6 protein-coding genes and 1 pseudogene are annotated in these 5,087 nt (G+C 58.2%); all 7 read right to left on the bottom strand.

Annotated elements, in window-relative coordinates; all coding sequences use genetic code 11:
* Nucleotides 1-231 precede the first annotated feature (231 nt).
* Nucleotides 232-1,299, bottom strand: coding sequence for a M50 family metallopeptidase (locus tag ACH2EH_RS09020; RefSeq protein ID WP_395140931.1), 1,068 nt, complete (start codon nt 1,297-1,299; stop codon nt 232-234).
* A 9-nt stretch (nt 1,300-1,308) separates the two neighbouring features.
* Nucleotides 1,309-2,415, bottom strand: a complete 1,107-nt coding sequence (gene dxr / locus ACH2EH_RS09025) for a 1-deoxy-D-xylulose-5-phosphate reductoisomerase (RefSeq protein ID WP_395140933.1) — start codon at nt 2,413-2,415, stop codon at nt 1,309-1,311.
* A 10-nt stretch (nt 2,416-2,425) separates the two neighbouring features.
* The gene (gene msrB / locus ACH2EH_RS09030) at nt 2,426-2,956 is read right to left on the bottom strand and encodes a peptide-methionine (R)-S-oxide reductase MsrB (RefSeq protein WP_395140935.1); all 531 of its coding nucleotides are present in this window, start codon (nt 2,954-2,956) and stop codon (nt 2,426-2,428) included.
* Between the two features lie 9 nt (nt 2,957-2,965).
* Nucleotides 2,966-3,718, bottom strand: coding sequence for a molybdopterin-dependent oxidoreductase (locus ACH2EH_RS09035; RefSeq protein ID WP_395140937.1), 753 nt, complete (start codon nt 3,716-3,718; stop codon nt 2,966-2,968).
* Entirely contained in the window at nt 3,669-4,553 is an 885-nt protein-coding gene (locus tag ACH2EH_RS09040) for a cytochrome b/b6 domain-containing protein (protein ID WP_395140939.1), read from the bottom strand. Before ACH2EH_RS09040 ends, ACH2EH_RS09035 begins: the two co-directional genes overlap by 50 nt.
* Before the next feature lie 3 nt (nt 4,554-4,556).
* The gene (locus tag ACH2EH_RS09045) at nt 4,557-4,898 is read right to left on the bottom strand and encodes a redoxin domain-containing protein (RefSeq protein ID WP_395140940.1); all 342 of its coding nucleotides are present in this window, start codon (nt 4,896-4,898) and stop codon (nt 4,557-4,559) included.
* Nucleotides 4,899-5,087, bottom strand: a pseudogene (locus tag ACH2EH_RS09050) (hypothetical protein); the annotation flags it as partial.

Consider the following 5,087-nt stretch of genomic DNA (forward strand, 5'->3'; position numbering starts at 1 on the left):
GCATCACGAGCGCGTTCGCGCCGCGCTCCGTCACCAGTGCACGGCTCTCGGGGAGTAGCGCCACAAAGTGCGGTGCGGGATCGGCAGTCAGATCGGATAGCCCGTTCGATTTGCCTACCTCGCTGAGCTTGCTCGCCTTTTGCGCCCCGAGAATCAGTGCCATCAGAGCGAACAACGGTAACGTGAGAGAAAAGCGCTGTATCCTCGTTTTCGCGGACGTTTCCACGCTTGTTAGCCTTTTCCCAGCAGCTTCAGGATGTCATTAAATGTCACACTCACAAAGAGAACTAATACGAGGGCCCAGCCTACCAGCGCAACTCCCATCTGCTGCTCTTTACTGAGCTGCCGTCGCCGGATCGCCTCAATGAGAAGTAATACCACCTGCCCGCCATCAAAGACGGGGATAGGCACAAAGAGATTGGCCGCGTACAGGGAGAGCGAGAGCTGCCCCATCAGCGAGAAGAGCGCCAGCACTCGGTCGGCCCAGTCCAGCTTGACCACTTCGGAGACAGCGCCCGCGATGGCGATCGGCCCTCCGATATTTTTGCCCAGCTCACGCGGCGTGGAGACCAGCTTGCCCAAGGCGCTCAGGAATGTCCCCGTTAGTCTATTGGCCTCACCGAGCACCTCCTGAATCTGTGCAGGCCTTGTACGCGGCTGTAGCCCTACTCCAATTCGATAGAGCTTTTCCCGTCCCTCGGGCACCTCGCGCGGCTGCACGGTCAGTGTCAGCGGCTTCTCGTCGCGTCGTATCTCGATTTCAAGGGGCTTTCCTGCCGAGCCACGCACCTTGGCCGCCATGGCATTAAAGTCGGCGATGGACTCACCCGCAATCTTGACCAGCAGATCGCCAGTACGAATCCCGGCCTCCGCCGCCGCGCTTTTCTCGCTCACCATCATTTTATGCGGAGCAGGCAGCTCGACTCCGCGCATTCCCACCAGTGCGACAAACGCGATCCAGCCCAGCAAAAACGACGCGATCGGCCCAGCCAGGATCACAATTAAGCGCTGGTAGATCGGCTTGGCGTGGAAGTCCGCCATCTGCCTGTCGCGTGTTTCATCGTCCGCTTCCGCTTCGGCAAACCCCACAAAACCACCAAGAAGAACCGCACGAACGGTATACTCCGTCTCGCCGTCGTACCAGTAGCGCCATTTTTTACCAAACGGCAATCCAAAGGCGAACTCGTAGACCTTAAACTTAAACGCCTTGGCGGCCAAAAAATGGCCCAGCTCGTGAATAAAAATCAGGATGCCAAATAAAACCGCCCACGTCAGCAAGGTCTCTAGTTTATGCAGCAATGCTCTCTCCTACAGATTCTCCGCAATAAAGCGGCGTGCCGCAGCATCTGCGCTCACAATTTTTCCCAGTGTATCCGCTTCAGAAGAAGAAATGCTACCCAGGGCATCCGCGACCCGCTCTAGGATCTGGCCAAAGCGCAGCTTCCCTTCCAGAAACGCCCCGACAGCGGCTTCATTGGCGGCGTTGAGGATCGCGGGCGCGGTTCCTCCGGCGCGAAATGCCTGACGGGCCAGTGTGATGGCGGGGAAGCGCACGTGGTCGGGTGCCTCGAAAGTCAGGTCGCGCATCTGGGTGGGTTTGAGGCGTGGGATTCCTGTGTCCACTTTCTCGGGGTGGAGGAGCGCGATCTGGATCGGCAGGCGCATGTCTGGCAGGCCAAGCTGGGCAAGGAGCGCCCCATCGCGCAGCTCCACGAAGGAGTGGATGATGGACTGTGGGTGGACGACCACCTCCACTTTTTCCTCGCCGACGCCGTAGAGCCAGCACGCCTCGATGATCTCCAGCCCTTTGTTCATGAGGGTAGCGGAGTCAATCGTAATCTTGCCGCCCATGCGCCAGGTCGGATGGTTCAGCGCCTCTTCCAGAGTGGCGTTCTGAATGCGCTCGTTTGTCCACGTGCGAAACGGCCCGCCGGATGCCGTGATGTGGAGCTTATCAATCAGTGAAAAATCGTAGCCCGCCAGGCACTGAAAGAGCGCGGAGTGCTCGGAGTCAATCGGCAGAAGCATCGCGCCGCCGTCTCTGGCCGCTTGCGTCACCAGTACTCCCGCTGCCACCAGAACTTCTTTGGTCGCGATGCAGACTCGCTTGCCCGCCGCGCACGCCGCCAAAGTCGCCGCGAGCCCCGCCGCGCCCGCCACGGCGATTACTACCGTATCGGCCTCCTCAAGCATTGCCAGGCGCGTCATCGCCGCGCTGCCCTCGCGCTCCACGGCCACCACACGCTCACCAGAGAGTCCCCAGCGCACCGCCTGCTCAGCCAAAAGCGCCGAGTCCCGCCGCGCCACGAGCCCCACCACCGCCACCCGATCCGCCCCAAGCCGCTCGCAGATATCGAGTGTCTGGGTTCCAATCGAGCCCGTCGAGCCCAGAACCACAATCTTTCGCCTAGTCATTGGACGAATTTTAATGCCCAGCGGCTTTGGCGACAAACTTCATCGCGCCCGAGTTCATGCAGTAGCGTAGGCCCGTCGGGGTTTTAGGGATGCCAAAGCTCCCGTTGGCATCGTCGAAGAGGTGGCCTAGGTGCCCCAGGCAGCGGCTACAGAGAATCTCGACGCGGGAGCCATCGGGGTCGCGCTTCTCGGCAACCGACGATTTCTTCAGCGGCTGGTAGAAACTCGGCCAGCCCGTGCCGGAGTCGAACTTGGCCTCGCTGGTGAACAGTTCTAAATCGCAGCCTGCACAGCGGTAGATTCCAGCTTTATGGTTATCGTGGTAGGCGTTGCGGAAGGCGAACTCGGTGGCGGCCTTGCGCAAGATATTAAACTGGGTCGCTGTCAGCCGCTTGCGCCACTGCGCCTCGGTCAGCTTTTTCCAGTCGGTCTCTCTCATTGCCTGCGCGGGAACCGCCGGTTTCTGCTGGTGTGCCCAGGCTGCGCCACCGATCAGTAGCGCCATTGCCATAACGAAAAGTGTGTGTTTTGCGTTTTTCATAGTTTAAACTTAAAGTCCTGCATAGAAATCATACCCGCGCTCGGCCCAGTAGTCGGCGGGTCGCTCGGCCTCGTAGCTAAGGTGCGTGATGAGCTTGATGTTTTTTATACCGTACTTGGTAGGGATCGCCAGCCGAAGCGGTGCACCGTGCTCTGTACTAAGAGGCTGACCGTTCATGCCCCACGCCAGCAGTGTCTGAGGGTGCAGCATACTCTCAATATCCAGACCGACGTAGTACCAGGTGTCTTCAAATCCGACCGGTTCGGAGCGTAAGTAGACGTACTTACTATCGGGCATCGGCGGGTACTTTTTCGCAAAATCGGCGAAGCGACAGCCCGTCCAGGTCACAATCGCACTCCAGCCCTCCACACACTTGAGTTCCGTGGTCAGCGACACCTCGGGCAGTGTCTTGAGATCCGCAAGCGTGAGCGGCAAGTCGCCGAAGTTCAAGCGCCAGGCTTCTGTGTCAATCTCGGGCGTCGCACCGTGGTAGTTGTTTCGTGGTTCAACGGCACGTGCGGCGGGAAATTCGGGCGCACGGTAACCAGACATTAGTGTCGTCGCAATGGCCTCGTTGCCCAGATGCGTCGTGCGAAAGAGCTGCTTGATCCCCGTGCCATCATCTTTGGCTTTGTGGTTGAAGAGGGAGAGCAGGCTAAGGCTTCCCGCTACCCCCGCACCCGCCCACAAAAACGAGCGCCGTGAGAGCCGCTTAAGCTCCAGCGGTGTCAGTTCCGTCGGTTGTTGGTTCAGGTTCATCATCCAGTTCCTCTCTAGGTTCGTCTTCTACTAATTCTACTAACGTTATTTGTGGCTCAGGCGTTTCCGCAATCTGCTGCCAGCCCGTTATTATTGCGCGGAAGTTGTTCCAGCCCGCACGAATCACCTGCCCTACATGAACGAAGAAAAACGCCACGAAGAGACAGGTCACGATAAAGTGCCAGAGCCGCGCTCCCTGATAGCCGCCAAAGGGAATCGCTAGCCACGCCCCTTGCGCCGGTTTGGAGATCGCCAGACCCGTAATTAGCATCAGGATGCCTAGCACCACCACGCCAGAGTAGGCGAGCCGCTGAGCATGATTGTACTTTTCACCTGCCGGTGCGGCCTCGATGCGCTTCCAGAACGCCAGGTCTTTGACCGCGACTTTTACGGCCTCCTTCAGTGAGTCTTTTCGGGGGGCAAGATGCCGCCACTGCCCACTGGCTCCTAGAAAGACAACATAGGCCAGACCATTGAGCGCGAAGAACCAAGCGAACGCGAAGTGCCAGGCCATTCCCTCCGCCAGCCGCGAGCCCGTGAGAATCTCGGTACGCTTCTCCGGCTCAGGATAGCTCTCGGGAAGCGTGTCACCGGAGTAGAGCACACGCACATCGGGCCGCAGCACAATTCGATCTGGCACGCGCAGCCACCGAGGGGGCGTCTCATCGTCTTTGCCAGAGTGCAGCACGCGGTAGCCCGTCTGCCAGAGCTGGGTGGCGTAGACATCATTGGCCCAGAGGATCAGTGTCCCCGACCAGATCATCAGCGCCAGAATAGGGAAGTTGACCCAGTGGAACCAGCGGATCGCCAGCGGGTGTTTTTTCTGAATGTGGGCCATAGTTTACTTTTCGCGACGCAGTAGCTCGATTCCTTGCTCGACATCTCTGAAAGCACCGCTGTTCTTATAGTCTAGCTCGCCATCCCAGCGGCCACGAACCTGACCTTTTTTATCAATCAAGTAGGTAGAGGGCCACCACTGATTGCGCCATTTTTTCCAGTTCGCTTTATCATTATCAATCAAAACAGGAAAGAGAAGCTTTTCTTTTTCGACATATTTTTTAACATTCTCAACAACACGCTCGGCGTCGACTTCGGGAGTATGAATAGAAACAAAGACAACGTCCTTGTCTGCGTACTTCTTCACCCACTTGTTCCAGTAGGGAATGGTACGCGTGCAGTTCACTCATTGAAAAGTCCAATAAAAAGCAACGATCACTTTCCCCTTGAGATCGGCCAGCTTCACCGGCTTGCCATTGATCCAGTCCTTGGGAGCCCCGATCAGCTCTGGCACTTTCTCGTACGTTGGCTTCTCGGCAGCGGGCTTCTCCTGGGCCTGTGCACTTTCCAGGAAGAGCGCCCCCACGCCCGATAA

The sequence above is a fragment of the Armatimonas sp. genome (assembly GCF_043760365.1).
Lineage (GTDB): Bacteria > Armatimonadota > Armatimonadia > Armatimonadales > Armatimonadaceae > Armatimonas.

What these genes read in the sequence shown, in the direction of transcription:
- ACH2EH_RS09035 (WP_395140937.1), bottom strand. Translation starts at nt 3,718, where the DNA reads ATGATGAACCTGAACCAACAACCGACGGAACTGACACCGCTGGAGCTT.
- msrB (WP_395140935.1), bottom strand. Translation starts at nt 2,956, where the DNA reads ATGAAAAACGCAAAACACACACTTTTCGTTATGGCAATGGCGCTACTG.
- ACH2EH_RS09040 (WP_395140939.1), bottom strand. Translation starts at nt 4,553, where the DNA reads ATGGCCCACATTCAGAAAAAACACCCGCTGGCGATCCGCTGGTTCCAC.
- dxr (WP_395140933.1), bottom strand. Translation starts at nt 2,415, where the DNA reads ATGACTAGGCGAAAGATTGTGGTTCTGGGCTCGACGGGCTCGATTGGA.